Annotated in this window: 20 protein-coding genes, 1 tRNA gene and 2 pseudogenes; 11 read left to right on the forward strand and 12 right to left on the reverse strand. The window is 69.2% G+C overall.

Annotated features, from left to right (window positions below):
* Positions 1 to 146 precede the first annotated feature (146 nt).
* Positions 147 to 989 (reverse strand): annotated as a pseudogene (locus AB0G84_RS16890) (ABC transporter permease); the annotation flags it as partial.
* A 363-nt stretch (positions 990 to 1352) separates the two neighbouring features.
* Positions 1353 to 1572, reverse strand: a pseudogene (locus tag AB0G84_RS16895) (ABC transporter permease); the annotation flags it as partial.
* 302 nt (positions 1573 to 1874) lie between these two features.
* Here AB0G84_RS16895 and AB0G84_RS16900 point away from each other — a divergent pair.
* Positions 1875 to 2309 (forward strand): MarR family transcriptional regulator, encoded by a 435-nt coding sequence (locus tag AB0G84_RS16900; RefSeq protein WP_361320800.1) that lies wholly within the window; start codon positions 1875 to 1877, stop codon positions 2307 to 2309.
* 111 nt (positions 2310 to 2420) lie between these two features.
* On the opposite strand, the gene AB0G84_RS16905 is transcribed toward AB0G84_RS16900, so the two are convergent.
* Positions 2421 to 2783, reverse strand: coding sequence for a helix-turn-helix domain-containing protein (locus AB0G84_RS16905; protein ID WP_361320802.1), 363 nt, complete (start codon positions 2781 to 2783; stop codon positions 2421 to 2423).
* 125 nt (positions 2784 to 2908) lie between these two features.
* Between AB0G84_RS16905 and AB0G84_RS16910 the strand changes: the two genes are divergently transcribed.
* Entirely contained in the window at positions 2909 to 3559 is a 651-nt protein-coding gene (locus AB0G84_RS16910) for an NAD(P)H-dependent oxidoreductase (RefSeq protein WP_361320804.1), read from the forward strand.
* Positions 3560 to 3991: 432 nt separating this feature from the next.
* Here AB0G84_RS16910 and AB0G84_RS16915 read toward each other — a convergent pair.
* A tRNA-Leu gene (locus AB0G84_RS16915) sits at positions 3992 to 4075 on the reverse strand.
* A 545-nt stretch (positions 4076 to 4620) separates the two neighbouring features.
* Between AB0G84_RS16915 and AB0G84_RS16920 the strand changes: the two genes are divergently transcribed.
* The 7 genes from AB0G84_RS16920 (at position 4621) to AB0G84_RS16950 (ending at position 13311) form a co-directional block, all read left to right on the forward strand.
* Complete coding sequence (locus AB0G84_RS16920) at positions 4621 to 5451, forward strand: DUF3662 and FHA domain-containing protein (RefSeq protein ID WP_361320806.1); 831 nt, start codon at positions 4621 to 4623, stop codon at positions 5449 to 5451.
* 10 nt (positions 5452 to 5461) lie between these two features.
* Positions 5462 to 5995: an FHA domain-containing protein gene (locus tag AB0G84_RS16925; RefSeq protein WP_361320808.1), complete on the forward strand. Its 534-nt coding sequence runs from the start codon at positions 5462 to 5464 to the stop codon at positions 5993 to 5995.
* Positions 5996 to 6127: 132 nt separating this feature from the next.
* Entirely contained in the window at positions 6128 to 7687 is a 1560-nt protein-coding gene (locus tag AB0G84_RS16930) for a PP2C family serine/threonine-protein phosphatase (protein ID WP_361320810.1), read from the forward strand.
* Between the two features lie 23 nt (positions 7688 to 7710).
* Positions 7711 to 9108: an FtsW/RodA/SpoVE family cell cycle protein gene (locus AB0G84_RS16935; protein WP_361320812.1), complete on the forward strand. Its 1398-nt coding sequence runs from the start codon at positions 7711 to 7713 to the stop codon at positions 9106 to 9108.
* Positions 9105 to 10574, forward strand: a complete 1470-nt coding sequence (locus AB0G84_RS16940; RefSeq protein WP_361320814.1) for a penicillin-binding transpeptidase domain-containing protein — start codon at positions 9105 to 9107, stop codon at positions 10572 to 10574. Before AB0G84_RS16935 ends, AB0G84_RS16940 begins: the two co-directional genes overlap by 4 nt.
* Before the next feature lie 145 nt (positions 10575 to 10719).
* Positions 10720 to 12711, forward strand: a complete 1992-nt coding sequence (pknB, locus tag AB0G84_RS16945) for a Stk1 family PASTA domain-containing Ser/Thr kinase (protein ID WP_361320816.1) — start codon at positions 10720 to 10722, stop codon at positions 12709 to 12711.
* Between the two features lie 162 nt (positions 12712 to 12873).
* Positions 12874 to 13311 (forward strand): hypothetical protein, encoded by a 438-nt coding sequence (locus AB0G84_RS16950; RefSeq protein ID WP_361320818.1) that lies wholly within the window; start codon positions 12874 to 12876, stop codon positions 13309 to 13311.
* Between the two features lie 75 nt (positions 13312 to 13386).
* Here AB0G84_RS16950 and AB0G84_RS16955 read toward each other — a convergent pair whose 3' ends face one another.
* From AB0G84_RS16955 to AB0G84_RS16980, 6 genes are all read right to left on the reverse strand, one after another.
* The gene (locus AB0G84_RS16955; RefSeq protein WP_361320820.1) at positions 13387 to 14127 is read right to left on the reverse strand and encodes a class E sortase; all 741 of its coding nucleotides are present in this window, start codon (positions 14125 to 14127) and stop codon (positions 13387 to 13389) included.
* 25 nt (positions 14128 to 14152) lie between these two features.
* The gene (locus AB0G84_RS16960) at positions 14153 to 15556 is read right to left on the reverse strand and encodes a class E sortase (RefSeq protein WP_361320822.1); all 1404 of its coding nucleotides are present in this window, start codon (positions 15554 to 15556) and stop codon (positions 14153 to 14155) included.
* Entirely contained in the window at positions 15553 to 16209 is a 657-nt protein-coding gene (locus AB0G84_RS16965; RefSeq protein WP_361320824.1) for an aminodeoxychorismate/anthranilate synthase component II, read from the reverse strand. Before AB0G84_RS16965 ends, AB0G84_RS16960 begins: the two co-directional genes overlap by 4 nt.
* The gene (locus tag AB0G84_RS16970) at positions 16206 to 16382 is read right to left on the reverse strand and encodes a hypothetical protein (RefSeq protein WP_361320826.1); all 177 of its coding nucleotides are present in this window, start codon (positions 16380 to 16382) and stop codon (positions 16206 to 16208) included. The genes AB0G84_RS16965 and AB0G84_RS16970 overlap by 4 nt, the downstream gene beginning before the upstream one ends.
* A gap of 81 nt (positions 16383 to 16463) precedes the next feature.
* Positions 16464 to 17204, reverse strand: a complete 741-nt coding sequence (locus tag AB0G84_RS16975) for a class E sortase (RefSeq protein ID WP_361320828.1) — start codon at positions 17202 to 17204, stop codon at positions 16464 to 16466.
* A gap of 39 nt (positions 17205 to 17243) precedes the next feature.
* On the reverse strand, positions 17244 to 18014 hold the full coding sequence (locus AB0G84_RS16980) for a DUF881 domain-containing protein (protein WP_361320830.1): 771 nt from the start codon (positions 18012 to 18014) through the stop codon (positions 17244 to 17246).
* A gap of 216 nt (positions 18015 to 18230) precedes the next feature.
* On the opposite strand from AB0G84_RS16980, the gene crgA reads away from it, so the two are divergent.
* Complete coding sequence (crgA, locus tag AB0G84_RS16985) at positions 18231 to 18485, forward strand: cell division protein CrgA (RefSeq protein ID WP_361320832.1); 255 nt, start codon at positions 18231 to 18233, stop codon at positions 18483 to 18485.
* Between the two features lie 236 nt (positions 18486 to 18721).
* Here the strand turns inward: crgA and AB0G84_RS16990 are convergent, their stop codons facing one another.
* Complete coding sequence (locus AB0G84_RS16990; RefSeq protein ID WP_361320834.1) at positions 18722 to 19639, reverse strand: rhomboid family intramembrane serine protease; 918 nt, start codon at positions 19637 to 19639, stop codon at positions 18722 to 18724.
* A 114-nt stretch (positions 19640 to 19753) separates the two neighbouring features.
* Entirely contained in the window at positions 19754 to 20281 is a 528-nt protein-coding gene (locus AB0G84_RS16995) for a peptidylprolyl isomerase (protein ID WP_361320836.1), read from the reverse strand.
* A gap of 299 nt (positions 20282 to 20580) precedes the next feature.
* Between AB0G84_RS16995 and AB0G84_RS17000 the strand changes: the two genes are divergently transcribed.
* Entirely contained in the window at positions 20581 to 21300 is a 720-nt protein-coding gene (locus AB0G84_RS17000; protein WP_361320838.1) for a DUF5324 family protein, read from the forward strand.
* Positions 21301 to 21335 lie beyond the last annotated feature (35 nt).

Below are 21335 nucleotides of genomic sequence, written 5' to 3' on the forward strand. Positions count from 1 at the left end.
CCGGAGTTCCTCCCACTCGCCTGAGCTGTTCCGGCGTGGCCGACGCGTCATGACGTTACCGACACCTCGTCAAGGCCCGCACGGCCTGTGGATAACTCTCCGGCGACGCCCTGTCACGTCCCTGCATCAGCAGCCCGGTCACGGCCCTACACCCCGACGGCCTCCTCCAGTTCCTCCTCCGTTCCGTCCACGAGCTCCGCCTGCGCCCGGCCGCGTCCCCACTGCATCGGCATCGGCTCAGGCCCCGTCGCAGACACCGCAGCCACCGCGGCCGCCGCCACCGCCGCCGCGTTGGCCGCAGCCTCCGCCTCTGCGGTCCGCCGCCGCTTCTCGGCCAGCGCCGCCACCGCGACCATCACCACGCCCGCGACCAACCACAGCGCCAGCGACCAGAGATGACCGGACAAGCCGTAGTCGTCGAAGTAGACATGGCTGCGGACGCCCTCCACGAACCCCGCGCCGTTCCAGAAGGAGTGCAGCCCCGCGAAGAATCCGTTCTGCATCTCGGGGCGGAAGATGCCGCCGGAGGAGGTGAAGTTGAGCATCACGAAGAGGGCCATCACACCGAGCGTCGTCCAGCGCTTCAGGAAGGTGTGCAATCCGGTGCCGATCAACAGGATGCCCGCGGAGTAGAGCCAGGCCATCCCCCACAGGCCCGCCAGGCCGTGATCGACCAGATGGAAGACCGGGCCGGCGAAGGCCGTACCGATCAGGCTGACCACGAGGGACGTGCCGATCGCCAACGCCGCCCGCAGCCGGACCGGCAGCACGGCGCCGGCGCCGCCGATCACCGCGACCGAGGCGTACGAGCCGATGCTGATCGCGACCAGCAGGAAGAAGATGCCCTGGCCGGTCGGGTCGTCGTCCGCGGTCGGTACGACGTCGGTGACCTTCAGCGGGGCGCCCTGTTCCGCCGCGACGGGCGTGAAGATCTTCTGTACGACGGAGGCGCTGGTGTCGGACCCGGCGGTCGCCACCAGCAGTTCGGGCGCCAACGAGCCCGGAGCGCGCACCACCGCACGCGAAACTCCGGCCGCATCAGACACGCCAGACGTACCAGCTGCACCAGCTGCACCAGCTGCACCAGCTGCACTGGAAGCATCGGACACAGGGGAGGTACCGGAGGCACCGGAAGCAGGCGCATCGGAAGCGCTCCACGTCTCCAGCGAACGCGCAGACCCCGAAGACCCCACGCTCCCCAAAGACCCCACACCCCCCGAAGACCCTGCAGCACCCGAAGACCCTGCAGCACCCGAAAGCCCCGCAGCGCCCGAAGACTCCGCGGTCCAGGAAGGCTTCGCACCCCCCGAGACCCTCGAACCACGCTTCGCCGCCTCGGCCTCCCCCTTGCTCACATACGCGCCGAAGATCTCCTGGTGCTTGAGCTGATCGACCGCCGCAGACCGGTCGGCAACAGTCCGTACCTCCAGGTCACCGCCCGCCTTGTCGTTGATCGACTGCGCGAGCAGCTGTGCCCTGCGGCTCGTTCCGACGACCGCCACGGGAAGGAAGGTCATGCGGTTCCGGATGCGCGAACGCGCCCAGGTACGCCAAGCCCATCCCGATGCACATCAGCAGCGGGGTGAGCAGGTGCGTCAGGACATGACGCAGCCCGGCGGAATGGGCTGGACGCGTGGTGCGGTGGCCGCCGTGTTGTGCGCTTCGGTGGTCGGGACGTCGGACCCTGCTCATGGGCAGCCCTCTCAGCTCGTCGGCTCGGTTGCCGTCACCCGCCGGGCGGAAGCCGACCCGATAGGCCTCGTCACACACGTCAGGCCCGTCAGACCGCACCGGCCCGAACCGGAGGCAATAGTTGGCAAATACAACTCCCCCTTCACGTTGTACTGTACAACTACCTCTACGAAAGGCAAACCGTGGCCCACCGCGACGACTCCGTCGAGACCATCCAGCAGGAGATGACCGCATTCGCCCGACGGGCCCGGGCGACCGCCGCGCGGATGCACCCCGAGCTGTCGCTGGTCTCCTACACCTTGCTGGCACACCTCGACGACCAGCAGGGATGCCGCGCCACAGATCTCGCGGCGCACTACTTCCTGGACAAGTCCACGGTCAGCCGGCAGATCGCCGCACTGGAGAAGCTCGGCTTCGTCGAGCGCCGCGTCGACCCCGACGACCACCGCGTCCAGGTCCTGCACCCCACAGAGAAGGGCGCCCAGGTCCTGGCCAACGTCACGGCCAGCCGCCGCCAGGCCTTCCACGAACGCCTGGCCGACTGGGACGAGGACGACCTCGACCGCTTCGCGACATACCTGCGGCGCTACAACGCGGCCCAGGAACGCCTGGGGTGAACCCCTCCGACATGCGCCACCCGGAAAGCCCCCCTGAACCCCGCCCGCGCCCCAACCAGGCCAGCCACCCCCGCGCCAGCCGCCCCGCCCCGGCCTCGGCCCCCAGCCCGGCTACTTCCGGAACCGCTCCGGGCACTGCCCCCCGGCGGCAAGATAGGTCTCCGCCCAGCGCCCCAGCTCCGCGAGCGCGGGCTCCATCGCCAGGCCGGCCTCCGTGAGCCGGTAGGCGACGCGCAACGGCGGCCCCTCGTCCACCTCGCGTACGACCAGCCCGGTCGCCGCCAGCTCCATCAGGCGGTCGGAGAGCATCCGCTCACTGATGCCCGGGATGGCCCGGCGCAGATCGGCGAAGTGGACCCGGCCCGGCATCAGGGTGGCGACGATCAGCCCCGTCCACCGCTTCCCGAAGACCTCGAAGACGCGCGCCATGCCGTCATCGACCTGCCTGCACATCGCCTCGCCACGGTCCGCCATACGTCCCAGAATACCGCCCTCCGGTTTGCTACTGCAGAAAAGTAAGCTCCTGTGCTATCAATAGCCACGTACGAAATTCAACCAACTGCCGGACCCCGCCGGCCGCGCACCGAAGGACGTTTTCCATGGCCACGCTTCTGCTGATCGACTCCTCCGTCTTCCCCGAGGGCGGCTCCGCCTCCCGCTCCGTCACCGCCGCCTTCCGCACGGCATGGGAGGAGCAGCACCCCGACGGCACGGTGATCCACCGCGATCTGGCCGCCGACCCGCTGCCGCACCTGGACGGCGTCGCCGCCTCCGCGGGCTTCTCCGACCCCGCCACCCACTCCGCCGAGCAGCAGGCCGCCTTTGCGCTGCGGGTCAAGCTCGCCGAGGAGCTGGAGCAGGCCGACGCGGTCGTCATAGCCGCGCCGATGTACAACTTCACGATCCCCTCGACCCTGAAGGCATGGCTCGACCAGGTGATCATCATGGGTCGCACGGCCGGTGAGACGCCGTCCGCCAAGGGCACCCCGGTCACCGTCGTCGCCAGCCGCGGCGGGTCGTACGCACCGGGCACGCCCCGTGAGTCCTTCGAGTACGTGCAGAACTACCTGGAGGCCGTCCTCGGCGGCGGTATGGGCCTGGACGTCGACTTCATCGTCCCGGAGCTGACCATGGCCCCCAACAACCCGGCGATGGCCGAGCTCATCCCGCTGTACGAGGCCTCCCGCGAGAAGGCCCACGAGGAGGCCGCCACCAAGGCCAAGGTCCTGACCCAGCGCCTCGCCGTCTGAGTCGCCCCGCGCCTGCCCCCGGGGACACCGGGGGCGCCGGGACACCGGGGCTGCCGAGCCACCCCCGAAGCGGCTGCGCCCGCAAGCCGCCGAGGTGACCGAGGCCACACCCGCTGCGGGCCCCGGACACACAGGACGCCGGCCAACGGCCCCGGGAACGGCCGTTCGCGACACCGCTCCGGCCGGTCACCCACCGCCGCACCCGAGCCCACCTGCGGCACCTGTGACGCAGACCTCACACTTCTCGCGGTCTGCACGGTCGCCGGAATACACGGAGGGCCATCACCGAAATACCTCGTAATGCCACATGCCTCGCAATTGCCGTGCAAGCCATCGGGGTACCGGAGATTCCGTGACACACCCAACAATGTGAGGAAGACAACGAAAGACCCCCGGTCTCCGGATTTCTCCGGAGACCGGGGGTCTCATCTGTGCGCGAGGGGGGAGTTGAACCCCCACGCCCTTTCGGGCACTGGAACCTGAATCCAGCGCGTCTGCCTATTCCGCCACCCGCGCATGGGTGCTGCCGATTGATTCTCTCACGCGATCCGGGCTGTTCCGTCCGGGTCTTGTGCGAGCGCCTGCCGACATCCAGAACATTAGCACGCTGGAAGGGGTGGGTTCACACGCCTTTCCCCGGGCACCCGTCTCCTTGTCCGAGGCAGGGCGCACCCCGCCGTGCCTCGGACATTCGCCGAGCACCACCCCAAGGGTTCACACTCGCGGTAGCCCGTAACCGGAACCGATCCACCCGGGCCACTGTCCGGGTCGGGTGAGCGGACCCGTACCGTGCGGTGTCCGACTCCGGGCCCCGCCCGGCCGGAGTGGTCGACGGTTGCGGGACACTGTGCTCGGGGCACATCTACGATCGCAGTGCACAAGCAGTGGGCAAGGAGCAAGCAAGCAAGCAGGCACCGGGCAACCCTGTGAGGGGCGACACTCGTCCTCAAGGCGGGAAAGGGGAACCAGCCGATTTCCCGACGCGTGGATACGATCAGTAAGCAGTATCAGGACGACCCGAGCAGGACGACCCCGACGAAGACTGAGGAAGGAGGTGCCCCGTGGGAGTACTGAAGCGTTTCGAGCAGCGTCTCGAAGGTCTCGTCAACGGCACCTTCGCCAAGGTGTTCAAGTCAGAGGTGCAGCCCGTTGAGATCGCCGGCGCGCTGCAGCGCGAGTGCGACAACAACGCCACCATCTGGAACCGCGACCGCACGGTCGTCCCCAATGACTTCATCGTCGAGCTGAGCGCCCCCGACTACGACCGGCTGAGCCCGTACAGCGGGCAGCTCGGCGACGAGCTCTCCAGCATGGTTCGCGACTACGCCAAGCAGCAGCGCTACACCTTCATGGGGTCGGTCAAGGTCCACCTGGAGAAGGCCGAGGATCTCGACACCGGCCTGTACCGCGTCCGGAGCCGTACGCTCGCGTCCAGCTCCTCGCAGGACCAGCCCGGCCAGGCGGCCCACCGCGCCTCCTCGGCGCCCCAGGGCGGCCGGGCCGGCGGCGGCCATGTGAGTGCACCTCCGATGCCCTCGTCCCCGCCTCCCGGCGGCGCACAGCCCGTACCCCGTACGGCACCGCCCGGTGCAGGACCGCAGCCCCATGCGCAGACCCGGCGCTGGATCGAGATCAACGGCACCCGCCACCAGATCTCGCGCCCCACGCTCGTGCTGGGCCGCAGCACCGACGCTGACGTACGGATCGACGACCCGGGTGTGTCCCGGCGTCACTGCGAGATCCGGGTCGGAACGCCCCCCACGATCCAGGATCTGGGTTCCACCAACGGCATCGTGGTGGACGGGCAACACACCACTCGCGCTAGTCTCCGCGACGGCTCGCGGATTGTCGTGGGCAGTACCACCATCGTTTACCGGCAAGCCGAAGGGTGAAGCGGGGGCAATGTCAGAGCTGACCCTCACGGTCATGCGGTTGGGTTTCCTCGCCGTACTGTGGCTGTTCGTCATCGTGGCCGTTCAGGTCATCCGCAGCGATCTGTTCGGTACCCGCGTCACGCAACGCGGGGCCGCCAGGCGCGGCGGGCAGGAGGCGCGTAACCAGCGCCCGGCCGCCCCGCCGCAGCAGCAGCAACAACAACGGCGCCAGGACAGCGGCCGCGGCGGCAACCGGCAGCGGCGCGGGGCGCCCACCAAGCTGGTGGTCTCCGAGGGCTCGCTGACCGGTACCACCGTCGCCCTCCAGGGGCAGACGATCTCCCTGGGACGTGCGCACGACTCCACGATCGTGCTGGACGACGACTACGCCTCCAGCCGGCATGCCAGGATCTACCCGGACCGTGACGGCCAGTGGATCGTCGAGGACCTCGGTTCCACCAACGGCACGTACCTGGACCGGTCCCGGCTGACGACCCCGACGCCGATTCCGCTCGGAGCCCCGATCCGCATCGGCAAGACCGTCATCGAGCTGCGGAAGTAGTACGACAATGAGCGAGCGCAGCGAGCGAGCCGCGGCGGTCCACTCGGCGGACCCGGACGTGCTCCCGACCGGAGGGTGGGCAGTGTGGCTCGACGAGACCGGCTGTACCCCGAGCCGACGGGTGAGGTGCGCATGAGTCTGTCACTGCGCTTCGCCGCCGGATCGCACAAGGGCATGATCCGCGAGGGCAACGAAGACTCCGGCTACGCCGGCCCGCGACTGCTCGCCATCGCCGACGGCATGGGCGGCCAGGCCGCCGGTGAGGTCGCCTCCTCCGAGGTGATCTCCACCCTCGTCCAGCTCGACGACGACGTTCCGGGTTCGGACATCCTGACCTCGCTCGGCACCGCCGTGCAGCGCGCCAACGATCAGCTGCGGGTGATGGTCGAGGAGGACCCCCAGCTCGAGGGCATGGGCACCACGCTCACCGCCCTGCTCTGGACCGGCCAGCGGCTCGGCCTGGTGCACGTCGGCGACTCGCGCGCCTACCTGCTGCGGGACGGCGTCCTGACCCAGATCACCCAGGACCACACCTGGGTGCAGCGGCTGGTCGACGAGGGCCGGATCACCGAGGAAGAGGCCACCACGCACCCGCAGCGGTCGCTGCTGATGCGGGCACTGGGCAGCGGCGACCACGTCGAGCCCGACCTGTCGATCCGCGAGGTGCGGGCCGGCGACCGGTACCTGATCTGCTCGGACGGGCTGTCCGGGGTGGTCAGCCACCAGACGCTGGAAGAGACCCTCGCCAGCTACCACGGCCCGCACGAGACGGTGCAGGAGCTGATCCAGCTCGCGCTGCGCGGCGGCGGCCCGGACAACATCACCTGCATCGTCGCCGACGTCCTGGACGTGGACGGCAACGAGTCGATGGCCGGGCAGCTCAACGACACCCCGGTGGTCGTCGGCGCCGTCGCGGAGAACCAGAACCAGCTCAACGACCCCAGCACGATGCAGACCCCGGCCGCCCGGGCCGCCGAGCTCGGCCGCCCCGGCGGGGCGCCGACCGCGCCCGGTGGCGCCTTCGGTCCGCCCGGAAGCGGTGACCCGGAAGTGGGCGGCCCGCCGCAGGGCTCCTTCGGCGCGTTCATGGACGAGGACTTCGTCAAGCCGAAGCGGCGCGGCGGCTGGGTCAAGCGGTCGCTGTTCATCGCGCTGGCGCTCGGGGTGATCGGCGGTGGTCTCTACGGCGGCTACCGCTGGACGCAGACCCAGTACTTCGTCGGTGCCAAGGACGACCACGTCGCGCTCTACCGGGGCATCAGCCAGAACCTCGCCTGGATCACCCTCAACGAGGTGGACCAGGACCACCCCGACATCGAACTCAAGTACCTGCCCTCCTATCAGCAGAAGCAGATCAAGGCGACCATCGCGGCCGACAGCCGCGCGGAGGCCGACGAGCGGATCACCGCGCTGAGCCAGCAGGCCAACGCCTGCCGCAGCAAGGAGCAGCGGGAGGCCGCCGAGCGGGAAGCGGCGCGCAACAGGGGCAAGGGCCAGGCGGGCACGCCGAAGCCCGGTACGTCCCCCAAGCCCGGTTCGAGCCCCAAGCCCGGCACCCACGACCGGACGGTCACGGGCGGCGCCGGTGCGGCCGGCGCCCTCGCGGCGTCCCCGACTCCCACAGCCACTCCCAGCCAGGCCCCCTCCGAGGAGCAGCAGAAGCTGGAAAAAAATTGCAGCACCCAGCAGTGAGGGCGTAGGGGGCCGTAGATCTCATGAGCAGTACCACCAACACCACCACCATCGGCACCATCGGAGCCCCGAGCCGCCGCAACACCGAGCTGGCGCTGCTCATCTTCGCGGTGATCATCCCGGTGTTCGCGTACATCAACGTCGGGCTCGCCAAGGAGGAGACCGTCCCCGCGGGCGTCTTCGGCTACACGCTGGGCCTCGGCCTGCTGGCGGGCGTGGCGCACCTCGTGGTGCGCAAGTGGGCGCCGTACGCGGACCCGCTGATGCTGCCGATCGCCACCCTCCTCAACGGTCTGGGCCTGGTGTTCATCTGGCGGCTGGACCAGGAGCCGCAGATCAGCACCCCGCAGCTGGGCGGTGCGATGGCGCCGGGGCAGCTGATGTGGTCGACGCTCGGCGTCGCGCTCTTCCTCGGCGTGCTGATCTTCCTCAAGGACCACCGGGTCCTGCAGCGCTACACCTACATCTCGATGGTGGTCGCGCTGGTCCTGCTGATCTCCCCGATCTTCTTCCCGGCCCGCTTCGGCGCGCGCATCTGGATCACCATCCCCGGTGTCGGCTCACTGCAGCCCGGCGAGTTCGCCAAGATCATCATCGCGATCTTCTTCGCGGGCTACCTGATGGTGAAGCGGGACGCGCTGGCGCTGGCCAGCCGCCGCTTCATGGGCCTGTACCTGCCGCGCGGCCGTGACCTCGGCCCGATCCTGGTCATCTGGGCGCTCAGCCTGATGATCCTGGTCTTCGAGACCGACCTGGGTACCTCGCTGCTGTTCTTCGGCCTCTTCGTGATCATGCTGTACGTCGCGACCGAGCGCACCAGCTGGATCGTCTTCGGTCTGCTGCTGAGCGCCGGCGGCGCGGTCGCGGTGGCCACCTTCGAGTCCCATGTGCAGGTCCGTGTCCACAACTGGCTGAACCCGCTGGAACTGCTCAACGGCGGTGTCACCGAGACCGCGCAGGCGATGTACTCCTTCGGGTCCGGCGGCATCCTCGGCTCGGGCCTGGGCCAGGGCTACTCCCGCCTCATCGGCGGTATCGCACCCAAGAGCGACTACATCCTCGCCACCGTCGGCGAGGAGATCGGCCTGGCCGGTCTGATGGCCATCCTGATGCTCTACGGCCTGCTGATCGAGCGCGGTATCCGTACGGCGCTGGCCGCCCGCGACCCGTTCGGCAAGCTGCTGGCCGTCGGCCTCTCCGGCGCCTTCGCGCTGCAGGTCTTCGTCGTCGCCGGCGGTGTGACCGGCCTGATCCCGCTGACCGGTATGACGATGCCGTTCCTCGCCCAGGGTGGCTCCTCCGTGATCGCCAACTGGGCGCTGGTCGCCATCCTGCTCCGCATCAGTGACACCGCGCGCCGTCCGGCGCCGACCCCCGCCCCGTCCACCGACGCCGAGATGACCCAGGTGGTCCGCCCGTGAACAAGCCTCTGCGCCGGGTCGCGATCTTCTGCGGCCTGCTCGTCCTCGCCCTGCTCGTCCGCGTCAACTGGGTCCAGTTCGTCGACGGCGACAAGCTCAAGAACGACTCGCACAACCGCCGGGTGGCCATCGAGCGGTACAGCACACCGCGCGGCAACATCATCGTCGACGGCAAGGCGATCACCGGCTCCACGACCACCGACAGCGGCGACTTCAAGTACAAGCGCACGTACAAGAACGGCAAGATGTGGGCGCCGGTCACCGGCTACGCCTCGCAGGCCTTCGACGCCAACCAGCTGGAGAAGCTGAACGACGGCATCCTCAGCGGCACCGACGACCGGCTCTTCTTCAGCCGCACGGTCGACATGTTCACCGGCAGCAAGCAGAAGGGCGGCAACGTCGTCACGACGCTGGACGCCAAGGCGCAGAAGGCCGCGTTCGACGGCCTGGGCAAGCAGAAGGGCGCGGTCGCCGCGATCAACCCGGAGACCGGCGCGATCCTGGCGCTGGCCAGCACCCCCTCGTACGACCCGTCCACCTTCGCCGGGATGAGCGACAAGGACGCCCGGGCGTACATCGGGCTGCAGAAGAAGAACAACCCCGATGAGCCGATGCTCAACCGGGCGCTGCGCCAGACCTACCCGCCCGGCTCGACCTTCAAGGTCGTCACCGCCTCGGCGGCGCTGGAGAACGGCCTCTACAACAACGTCGACTCCAGGACCAACTCGCCGGTGCCGTACACGCTGCCCGACACCTCGGGTCTCCCGCTGAAGAACGAGGGCTCCATCCAGTGTGAGAACGTCAGCCTGCGCGAGGCCCTGCGTCTGTCGTGCAACACGGTCTTCGGCAAGATCAGCGCTGACCTCGGCAACAAGAAGATGAAGGACGAGGCGGAGAAGTTCGGCTTCAACAACTCGAAGATCGACACCCCGGTCCGGGCCGCGGAGAGCATCTTCCCCACGGACAACCGCCCGCAGAACGCGATGGCGGGCATCGGCCAGGCCTCCAACCGCGCCACCCCGCTGCAGATGGCCATGGTCGCTTCGGCGGTCGCCAACGGCGGCAAGCTGATGAAGCCGTACATGGTCGACCAGCTGGTGGCGCCGAACCTCAATGTGGTGCAGCAGCACACGCCGCAGGAGATGAGCCAGCCGCTGAGTCCGGAGAACGCCCAGAAGGTCCAGAGCATCATGGAGACCGTGGTCAAGGAGGGCACGGGAACCGCCGCTCAGATCCCGGGCGTCACAGTCGGGGGTAAGACGGGTACCGCCCAGCACGGCGAGAACAACAAGGACAACCCGTACGCCTGGTTCATCTCGTATGCGAAGACCGACAAGGGCACGCCCGTCGCGGTCGCCGTCGTCATCGAGGGGTCCGACACCCTGCGTGACGACATCGCCGGCGGCAGGCTCGCCGCGCCGATCGCGAAGCGCGTCATGCAGGCGGTGCTCCAGGACGAGAAGTGACTCGGGTCATGCCAATACCGGTCACGTATCAGGTTGCGGCTCCGGCCCGGTCCGATGCGGCGTCCCGGGTACGGTAGCCCGGACAGCACACCGCCGGACCACACACGGGTGCGGTCGGGACTGACGGAGAGGGCTGGAGAAGCTTATGGAAGAGCCGCGTCGCCTCGGCGGCCGGTACGAGCTGGGCTCGGTGCTCGGCCGTGGTGGCATGGCCGAGGTGTACCTCGCGCATGACACCCGCCTCGGCCGCACCGTGGCGGTGAAGACGCTGCGGGTGGATCTTGCCCGCGATCCGTCCTTCCAAGCCCGGTTCCGCCGTGAGGCCCAGTCGGCCGCCTCGCTGAACCATCCGTCGATCGTCGCGGTCTACGACACCGGCGAGGACTACGTCGACGGTGTCTCGATCCCGTACATCGTCATGGAGTACGTGGACGGGTCCACGCTGCGTGAGCTGCTGCACTCCGGCCGCAAGCTGCTGCCCGAGCGCTCGCTGGAGATGACCACCGGTGTCCTCCAGGCGCTGGAGTACTCCCACCGGGCCGGCATCGTCCACCGCGACATCAAGCCGGCGAACGTCATGCTGACGCGCACCGGCCAGGTCAAGGTCATGGACTTCGGCATCGCCCGGGCCATGGGCGATGCCGGGATGACCATGACGCAGACCGCGGCGGTCATCGGCACGGCCCAGTACCTCTCTCCGGAACAGGCCAAGGGCGAGCAGGTCGATGCCCGCTCCGACCTGTACTCCACCGGCTGTCTGCTCTACGAGCTGCTCACCGTCCGGCCCCCGTTCGTCGGTGACTCACCGGTCGCGGTGGCCTATCAGCATGTCCGCGAGGAGCCGCAGAAGCCGAGCAACTTCGACCCCGAGATCACGCCGGAGATGGACGCGATCGTCCTGAAGGCGCTGGTCAAGGACCCGGACTACCGCTATCAGTCGGCCGACGAGATGCGCGCCGACATCGAGGCAGCGCTGGACGGCCAGCCGGTCGCGGCGACGTCCGCCCTGGGCGCGGCCGGTTTCGACCAGGACCAGCCGACGACGATGCTGCGGCCGCAGGATCCGGCCGGCCAGACCTCCATGCTCCCGCCGATGGCCCCGGACGACGGCGGCTACGGCTACGACGAGCGGGGCGACCGGCGGCGGGGCGGCGGCCAGAAGAAGAGCAACGTCTCGACGATCCTGCTGGTGCTCGCCGCGGTGCTGGTACTCGTCGGTGCGATCTTCATCGGCAAGGCGATGTTCAGCGGCAACCACAAGGGCGGCACGACGCCGGTGCCCAGCCTCATCGGCAAGACCCTCTCGGAGGCCAAGGCCTCGGGCGTGAACAGCAGCTTCAAGGTCGCTCTGGGCGGCCGCAAGGCGTGCGAGAACGTCAAGAAGGGCCAGATCACCGAGCAGAAGCCAAAGGCCGGCGGCGAGATCCCCAAGGACGACACGGTCACGGTCACGGTGTGCTCGGGCCGGGCCAAGACCACGGTCCCCGACGTCAACGGCCTCTCCTTCCCCAACGCCGTGAAGGAGCTCAACAACAAGGGCTTCGACAAGGTCAAGCAGGAGGTCAAGGTCTCCGACCGTACGCCGGGCACGGTCATCGGCCAGACCCCCGATGGCCAAAGCAAGGCCACCAAGGACACCCAGATCACGCTGACCGTGGCCCAGGAGAGCCCCAAGGCCGGGGTTCCGGACGTCACGGGCCAGGACGCCAACGCGGCCGAGAAGCAGCTGAGGGACCTCGGGTTCGAGGTCACCAAGACCGAGGAGCAGGTCTCCGACCCCAACCAGGTCGGCAAGGTCACCAAGCAGTCCCCTGAGGGCAACAGCCAGGCCAAGCAGGGTTCCACGGTCACCCTCACGGTCGGCAAGGCGGCGGCGCAGACGCCGATGCCGGGCGTGGTCGGCCGTACGGTGAAGGAGGCGAGGCAGGCGCTCCAGCAGGCCGGTTTCACCAACATCCAGTTCGCCGCGGGCAGTGCACAGGACGACAAGGCACGGGTGGCCAACCAGGACCCGGCGCCGAACACGCCGGTAGACCCCACGACCACCACCGTGACGCTGACCACCGTCGGTGGCGGCGGCAACGGTGACAACGGTGGCGGCGGCATCTTCGGCGGAATGTTCGGAGGCAACAACTAGCGGCCCGCAGCGCGGCCTCACGTCGGAGCCCCGGCAGCCTGGGAAGGCTGCCGGGGCTCCGACGTTCCCATCCCGGACGGGTCACCGAAGATAAGTAGGTTGACCCACTTCCTGACGGCCCGTAGCTTCCTGAGGTACTCGATCAACTGCCAGGGGGAAGATTTGAAGAACAGCACGCGCCGTGCCGCGTCCATCGCCGCGCTTTCCGGGATCACTCTCGCGTTCGGCCTGGTCAACGCCGGCTCCGCCGCTGCTTCGACGCCGTCCGGATGCTCCTCGGTGCGACAGCTCGGACCCACCGCGTACGTGAAGTACAAGGGGAAGACGGCCGCCTCGGTCAAGCAGTACTACGGCTGCGGAAAGATGTACGGCTACCTCGTGGTGTGGGAGTCCTTCCGCAAGAGCACCAAGTGGTCGTACGCGTCCATCTCCGTCACCACACCGGACGGCCACGCCCACGGCATGACACTGAAGAACCGCCCGGCCTACGAAATGTGGAGCGGCGGCTACGCCACGACCAACTGCACCACGGCCTTCGGCCGCGTTCAGGTCGGCTCCGGGTCCGACACCGCGTACGTGCAGACGTCCATGGTCTGCTGATCGCGGCATTCGGCATCGCGTCCGTGGCAGCACTCTCCGGAGTGCCGCCACGGACGTTTCACTTGCCCGTGTTCGTCAGCGCAGTTCCTTCGGCGGGGTGCGGTCCGCGTCGACCTTCTCGGTGCGGACCAGTTCGCCCCAGACGATGTAGCGGTAGGTGGAGGTGTAGACCGGGGTGCAGGTCGTGAGGGTGATGTAGCGGCCGGCCCGGTGCTTGCCGGACTCCTTGGGGACCTTGTTGAGCACGTCGACGTTGTACTTCGAGGTCTCCGGCAGGGTCGCGAAGACCTTGTAGACGTACCAGGTGTCCTTGGTCTCGAAGACGATCGGGTCGCCGTCCTTGAGCTTGTCGATGTTGTGGAACTTCGCGCCGTGGCCGTCGCGGTGCGCGGCGAGGGTGAAGTTCCCCTTCTTCGCCTGCGGCAGCGCGGACTTGACCGGCTTGGTGTAGTAGCCGGCCACCCCCTCGTTGAGCACCGCGCTGCTGGTGCCCTTCTTGACCAGCACCTCGCCGTTGTTCATCGCCGGCACGTGCAGAAAGCCGATGCCGTCCTTGGTGTCGAGCTCCCCCGGCCCCTTGGGGGCGCTGCTCGCCCAGTGCTTGCGCACCGCATCGCCCTGCTTGTGCGCCTCACGGTCGGCGAGGACGTTGGTCCACCACAGCGAGTAGGCGACGAACAGGCCCAGGACCAGACCGGCCGTGATCAGTAGCTCACCGATGACGCTGACGACGGAGGCGACGGTCCGGCGGACCCGGCGCGGCGTGGGTGGTGGCGCGGACCGGTGGCTTTCCTCTTCGGTTCCGGTAGCAGTCACCGCGTAGCACCCCTCTTTTGTTCGCTCAGCCGCCGAGCGCGTCCGGTTTGCCCTTGCTCCGCGGCCGCTCGTCGACCATCTTGCCCCAGACGATCATCCGAAAGGTACTGGTGAATTCCGGGGTACAGGTCGTCAGGGTGATGTAGCGGCCCGGGCCGGTGAACCCCGAGCCGGGCGGCACCGGACCGATCACGCTGACGTTGCTCGGAGACGTCTGCGGGAGGATGCTCTCCATCTCGTACGTGTAGTACGAGGACTTCGTCTCGACGATGATCTTGTCGCCCTTGGTGAGCTTGTTGATGTAGCGGAACGGCTCGCCGTGGGTGTTGCGATGGGCGGCGACGGCGAAGTTGCCCTTCTTGTCCCAGGGCATCGCCGTCTTGACCCCGCTGGCCTTGTCGTAGTGCCCGATCAGGCCGTGGTCCAGCACGTTGTGCTTGTCGATGCCCTCGGCTATCGGCGCCTTCACATCCAGCTTGGGGATGTACATGATCCCGAAGCGCTCGCCGTCCGCCAGGTTCTTCTTCTCGCCGCCGCCCTTGTCCCACTCGTGCTGGAGGTTGTTGGCGGCACCACCGGCCTCCTGCTCGGCCATCACGTTCGTCCACCACAGCTGGTAGGTCACAAAGAGCAGCATCAGCACGCCGAGGGTGATGAACACCTCGCCCAGCGCGCGGCTGGCGATCAGGCTGGGGCTGTCCTTTGCGGCGCGGGCGGCCCGTCGGGCCTCCAGCCGGGAGGTGGGCGCCGAGGGCGCCCCAGTGGCCGTGGAGGCGGGTTCCGCGGCGCTGGTAGCGCCGCTGTGCCGGCGGCGCCTACCACCTCGTTTGGCGGCCTCCTGGGCGGCCTTGCGCCGGGCTGCGCGGCCTCCGACGGCAGGCGGCGTGGCCGAGGACGTGGTTTCACGTGAAACGGCCGTCTCGGTTTCACGTGAAACGCCCGCGCCGGTTTCACGTGAAACATCGTCCCCGCGGCCCTTCTCGGCCTGCCGGAGCGCCATCGTCGCGTCGTCGTTCGGCCAGGGCGCGGAGGGCGGGGCGGCGGGCGGAGTGACCGGGGTGGAGGCGGGCGAGGGCTGGGCGGCCTGCGGAGCCTCCGGCGCAGTGTACGGCGCGCGTATCGGCCCGGCCGGGGCCTGCTGCTCCGGCTGCTGGTGCGGCCGGAACCATGGGGAGCCCTGCGCCCCGTCCGTCGGTGCCGGCTCCTGCGTGGGTCCCGGCGCCGCGTGCCGACGTCGGCGGCCGGTGCCGGGCGCTGCGGAGGGCGGCGGCGCCTGCTGCCCCGGCAGGGGATCGTTCAGCGGGTCGTTGAGCTGCCCCACCGCCGCCTCGAATGCGTCGGGCTGCCGGTACCGGCCCTGCGGCCCGTACGGCGGCTGCTCGTACGGATCGGAGGATCTCCCTTCGCGCTCGGGGCGCGTTGCGGTCACGCGCCGGCCTTGCCGACCACCGGGGCCAGCCCCGTAGAGCGCTCCACAGCTCCCTTGTCGCCGCATTCGACGAGCCAGTTGGCCAGCATCCGGTGCCCCCACTCGGTGAGCACCGACTCCGGATGGAACTGCACGCCCTCGACCGGCAGTTCGCGGTGCCGCAGCCCCATCACGATCCGCCCGCCGGGCACGTCGTCGGCCTCCGTCCAGGAAGTGACGATCAGTTCGTCGGGGACGGTGTCCGGCTCGACGGCCAGCGAGTGGTAGCGGGTGGCGGTGAAGGGCGAGGGCAGCCCGGAGAAGACGCCCAGGCCCTCATGGAGGACCGGTGAGGTCTTGCCGTGCAACAGCTCGGGCGCCCGGTCCACCACACCGCCGTACGCGACTGCCATCGACTGCATGCCCAGGCACACCCCGAAGACCGGGACGCCGGTGTCCGCACAGTGCCGGACCATGTCGACGCAGACGCCGGCCTGCTCGGGCGTACCGGGGCCGGGCGAGAGCAGCACCCCGTCGAAGCCGTCCTGGGCGTGCCGGGGCGCGACCTCGTCGTTGCGGAGCACCTCGCACTCGGCGCCGAGCTGGTAGAGGTACTGGACGAGGTTGAAGACGAAGCTGTCGTAGTTGTCGACTACGAGAATGCGGGCGGTCATCGGACGGCTGCCATCCCTTCATCGACAGTGACGTCATTGAAGGGGAGCAGCGGCTCCGCCCACGGAAAGACGTACTGGAAGAGCACGAAGACGACCGCCAGCACAAGCACCACGGAAAGCAGCGCCTTCACCCACGTGTTGCCCGGCAGATGCCGCCAGATCCAGCCGTACATGCTGTCGCTGTCCCCTTGCCGATGCCGATGACGATGTCGATTGCCACACCAGAGTAAGGGGCGAGGGCGGGCACAGGTGGGTCAGCCGGTCAAAGCCGATGGCCTTCCCTGTGCCGCGGGTTGGGTGGAATCCAGGTGTCCCCAGGCGATCAGCCGGTGGCTGTGGCCCCATTCCGGCTCACAGGTCGTCAGCGTCAGATAGCGGCCCGGGCCATTGAAGCCGGACTTCCGCGGGACCGGGTCGAGCACGCCGATGTCGGTGGGCAGGGTCGTGTACGGACGGTTGTCGATGCGGTAGGTGAACCACGTCGTGCCGTCGGTGAGGACCACGGCGTCGCCCGGGCGCAGCTCGGGGAAGTCCTTGAACGGGTCGCCGTAGGTGCGGCGGTGGCCGGCGACGGCGAAGTTGCCGAGCTGGCCGAGGCGGGCGGTGCGGTCGTAATGGCCGAGGCCGCGCTGGAGGACGTCGGTCCCGGTGCCTTCGAGGACGGGCTTGGCCCAGTCCCGGCCGAAGCGCGGGACGTACATCACCGCGAAGGAGGCACCCGGTGTGTAGCGGCGGGGCGGAGCGGTGGGGGTGGCGGGGGCGCCGGGGGCCGGGGTGCGCCCCGGGGCGGCGGCCGGCCCGGTCGCCCACTGCTGCTGGAGCCTGCCGATCTCACGGTCCATGGCGCTGTCGGCCCGTACGCCGGTCCAGAAGAGGAGGTAGCCCACGAAGAGCACGATCAGCGCCCCTACCGTGACACAGATCTCGCTGAGGGTCCGCACGAGCCACCGCACCGTCGCCCGGCTCCGCGCCCTCGTCCGCCCCCGCACCGTCATCCGGCCCCGCCCCTCCCCGCCGCCCCCACGGCGTGCGGGCTACGGCTTCACAGGCTGTGCGTAGTGCAGATCCACTGTGCCGGAGTAGCCGGGCAGAGTCACCGCCTCGCGCTGGTCGACTTTCCAGCCGAGGCCGTAGGCGTTGACGTACTGCAGGTAGTTCTGGATCGCGGGGGAGGCGTTGAGCGCATTGTTGAGCTGCTCGCGGTTGCCGACGGCAGTGACCTTGTACGGCGGGGAGTAGACCCGGCCCTGGAGGATCAGGGTGTTGCCGACGCAGCGCACCGCGCTGGTGGAGATCAGCCGCTGGTCCATGACCTTGATGCCCTTGGCGCCGCCGTGCCACAGGGCGTTCACCACGGCCTGCAGGTCCTGCTGGTGGATGACCAGGTCGTTGGGCTGCGGCTCGGGCAGCCCGGGGATCTTGGCTGTGGCGTTCGGCGGGGCATCGGTGAGCGTGACGGTCACGCCCTGGCCGGCAACCGGTTTGGTCCCGGCGTTCTTCTCCAGCGCCTTGAGCTTGGCCTCCTCGGCCTTGGAGCTGCCGTTATCGCGCTGGGCGAGGGCGTCGACCTCCTCGCGGAGGGTCGCGTTGCGGTCGTCCTGGGCGCCGTTCTTCTGGCTGCGTTCCTGGATGAGGTCGGACAGTCGCAGCATGGAGTCGTCGGAGCGCAGATTGGTGCCCCGTGCGGTGTCGAAGCTCAGCCAGAACATCAGACCGGCCAGTGCGAAGACCACCAGGGTGAGCAGCCGCGCGGGCCGCAGACGGGGACGGCCGGGGCGGACGGAGGGGTCAGCGGGATTGCTCAACGTACCCTTGCTCCTTACGACGCCGCGGAAGCACTACGCTAACGGACGCCCGGGAAAGGAATCCGCTCCCCATCGCGTCCGTAGCCCGGCGCACCTCGTGCCTCCCCCACGGGGCGGGAGTTCCCCTACTCTCGGCTTCGCCGGGCGGGCGGTACCCCCATCCCGCTCGGGAGACGTCGAGAATGGGGGAGCAGCACATCGACAGGAGAGTTCCTCGTGCCGAAGTCACGGATCCGCAAGAAGGACGACTTCACGCCGCCGCCGGCGAAGTCCACCAACCTGAAGATGAACTCAGGCCGTGGCTGGGTGGCCCCGTTGATGCTGGCGATGTTCCTGATCGGGCTCGTGTGGATCGTGATGTTCTACGTGTCCGAGGGCGAGCTGCCGGTCGCCGCCATGGGCAACTGGAACATCGTCTGCGGCTTCGGCTTCATCGCGGTGGGCTTCGGCGTATCCACCCAGTGGAAGTAGCGCAAGCCCTACCCAAGGCCATCCACACGGTTATCCACAGCCGGGGAAAACTTCAGAAGATCTGTGGATAACCTTCCGGAGGTTGACGCCGGTGTGATCGGCGGCACCCCGGCCGGACCTGCGCCTCCCCCCGCTCTTGCTGGGGAAACGCAGGTCAGAACGGTCCGGAACGAGGGTTCCGCACAGCACGCACAAGACCGGCCACGCACTGTGGACAACGTGCAGGTACGGGCTCCTCAGCCCACCAGCTGAAGGGTCCGTACCCACACCACGGCACCGATCGCGAGCAGCGCCAGCGCACAGGTGGCGCCATGGACCACGGCCCGGCGGTCGCGCGGCGCATGCACCATCCCGAAGGCCACTGCGGCGCCCACCACCAGGCCGCCGACATGCGCCTGCCAGGCGATGTTCGGCCACAGGAAGGTGAAGGCCAGGTTCAGGCCGAGCAGGATCAGCACCGGCTTCATGTCGTAGTTCAGCCGCCGCATCAGCACCGCGGTCGCGCCCAGCAGCCCGAAGATCGCCCCGGACGCCCCCAGCGAGGGCTGGTTCTGGGCCGCGAGGAAGTACGACAGGGCGCTGCCGCCCAGGCCGGACAGCAGGTAGAGCGCGGTGAACCGCAGCCGGCCCAGCGCCGCCTCCAGGGGCGGCCCCAGCCACCACAGCGAGAGCATGTTGAACGCGATGTGCGGGATCGCGCTGTGCAGGAACATCGCGGTCACCAGGCGGTAGTACTCGCCCTCGGCGACGCCCACCAGCTGGTACTGCCCCGGATCGAAGGCGAGGCCGAGCAGGTCGAGGTGCTGGACCAGCGGGCTGGCGTCGCCGCCGGTCGCCAGCACCGCCACGAAGACTGCGGCGTTGAGCCCTATGAGGATCTTGGTGATCAGTCGAGGGTCGGCCGTGAGCGTGCCGCCGGCGATCGTGCGCGGCACCGTCGCCCGCGGCGCATGGCCGGTACCGCTGCCGCTGCGTACGCACTCCGGGCACTGGAAGCCGACCGAGGCGCTGACCATGCACTCCGGGCAGATCGGCCGGTCGCAGCGGGTACAGCGGACCCCGGTCGGGCGGTCCGGGTGGCGGTGGCAGCCCGGCAGGCCGCCGTCGCCCCGCGCGTCCTGCGGCTCCTGTGGGCTGCCTGGCACCTGCTCCATCGGTCCCCTCGTCCTCGTCGCTGTCCGGGGCGCGTCAAACACACCGCCCCGCCCGAAGTACGACCGGGCGGGGCGCAATGGTTCCCCGGAGCGCTCCGGGGCACAAGACGCGGCTCAGCGGGTCTCGACGACCACCGACTCGATCACCACGTCGTTGACCGGACGGTCGGTGCGCGGGTTGGTCTGGGTGCCGATGATGGCGTCGACGACCTTCTTGCCGGCGTCGGTGCTGACCTCGCCGAAGATCGTGTGCTTGCCGGTCAGCCACGCGGTCGGCGCGACGGTGATGAAGAACTGCGAGCCGTTGGTGCCCGGGCCGGCGTTCGCCATGGCCAGCAGGTACGGCTTGGTGAAGGCCAGGTCGGGGTGGAACTCGTCCCCGAACTCGTAGCCGGGGCCACCGGTGCCGTTGCCCAGCGGGTCACCACCCTGGATCATGAAGCCGCTGATCACCCGGTGGAAGATCGTGCCGTCGTACAGCGGCGCGGTGGTCTTCTTGCCGGTCGCGGGGTCGGTCCACTCCCGCTCGCCCTTGGCGAGCTCGACGAAGTTCTTGACCGTCTTGGGTGCATGGTTCGGCAGAAGCCGAATCTCGATGTCGCCCTGGTTCGTCTTCAGGGTGGCGTAGAGCTGCTCAGCCACGAGTCAACCTTCCATAAGTCTTCGCTGGACGGTCCCTGATCCTCGCACGAACCGCCCGTGCCGGTGTCCGGCCACCGCCCCGTGCCGGTCTTCGCACTGATTTCGGGCGCCGCGGACGCCACGTCGTGGCATTGTCGTCACCAAGGCTCCGGAAGTGTCGGCAATGACCCGGATGCCCGCTCTCGCATGCCGTACCAGCCATGAGCGGGCATGATCTTCAGACGGGTGGACAGGCGACACAACAGACACGGGGGACCAACCCCCCAGCCCCCGGACATGCCACCGAGGAGGAGGATCCCGTGACCCGCAAGAACAGCGTGCGCGCCGCGACCGATACGGCCAAGGACAGCGTGCGGCACGCCGCGGAGGTGGTGGCTCCGTATGCCGGTACGGCCAAGGACGCCGCCGTGCACTACACGCACGAGGCCCGTACGCGGCTGGGCCCGCGGGTGGCCGAGGCCGCTCATCAGGCCCGAGCGCAGTTCGACACGCATCTGCACCCGCGGATCGAGCACGCCCGTGGCGCCCTGCCGCCCAAGGTCGACGCGGCGGCGACCCGGGCCGCCTGCCGCACCCGCAAGGCGGCCCGCCAAGCGGCCGAGTACACCGCCCCGCGGCTGGAGCACGCCGTGACCAGTGCCCGGGCCGCGGCCGAGCCGGTGCGCGAGGAGGCCGTCATCCGGGGCGCCGCCGCGCTCGCCGCGCTCCGCGGCCAGGTGACGGCCGCCGAGATCACCAAGCTGCAGAAGAAGCACAGCCGCCACGCCAAGTGCGGCCGGGCCGCCAAGCGGCTGGCCCTGGTGGGCATCGCGGTCGGCGCCGCGGTCGCCGCGTGGAAGTGGTGGGACAAGCAGGCCAACCCGGACTGGCTGGTCGAGCCGCCGGCCCCCACCGAGGTCGGCGAGCGCGGCCGGCTGAGTGCGGTGGACGGCACCGAGGGGGCCGAGCTCGACCCCGACGTCCAGGCCAAGCAGGCCGATGCGGAGGCCGACGAGCGGGGCGGCGGTACCACGGCCTGAGCCCGGCCACGGCACCGGACACGCACCGGGCCGTG

The organism is Streptomyces sp. NPDC020742, from assembly GCF_040641675.1.
Lineage (GTDB): Bacteria > Actinomycetota > Actinomycetes > Streptomycetales > Streptomycetaceae > Streptomyces.